Source organism: Bulleidia sp. HCP3S3_C9 (assembly GCF_052064035.1).
In the GTDB taxonomy this organism is placed as follows: domain Bacteria; phylum Bacillota_I; class Bacilli_A; order Erysipelotrichales; family Erysipelotrichaceae; genus Bulleidia.
On sequence record NZ_JBQHWJ010000129.1, the window covers coordinates 1 to 660 of the forward strand.

Consider the following 660-nt stretch of genomic DNA (forward strand, 5'->3'; position numbering starts at 1 on the left):
CATTCTTGATTTTTGGCAGAATTTCATCTGCCTTCTTCTCAATCTCATCCAGTCTTTCCTGATAACGATCTAGATCTTCCTTGATTGACTTGAATTCAATTCTGGCTATTGATGCCGCTTCTTTTCTGCCAATACTGTTTCTAGCTGCTTCATACAGCTTTCTGGCTTTTCTTTCTCCTGCACCTCGTACCTTCTTACTTCTCCAGATCTGCAATATTCCTTCAACACCTAACGTCACGATGTCTTCAGGTAATGGATACAGGTCCAGAATCATCATTGCAGTCTTTGATACAACGTTCTTGTACGCTCCTTTAAATTCTGGAAAATAACGTGAATACCATCGAGATAATCTGTTCTTGCATTGCGTGAGACTTTCCTGTGTACGTATGCGCAGATTGGAAAGTTCTCTTAGCTCTGCATACTCTTCTTCAGGCATGTATGGGAACTGATATCTCCCATCTGCTACAAGACCTGCAATTACCTTAGGGTCTTTCCTGTCATTCTTTGATGGATCATTGTCATCTAATTCCTTTGACTTATGAACAGCTGCAGGATTTACATGTACAAGAATCATTCCATTATCTTTACAATATGTAGCTAAAGCTTCCCAATATATGGAAGTCGGTTCCATACCAACGATAATCTTTTCAAGACCATTTG

General features: G+C 39.7%; 1 protein-coding gene. It reads right to left on the reverse strand.

Annotated elements, in window-relative coordinates; genetic code table 11:
• The coding region (locus ACTND6_RS11090; RefSeq protein WP_441045116.1) for an IS110 family transposase at nucleotides 1–660 on the reverse strand (660 nt) is incomplete at both ends.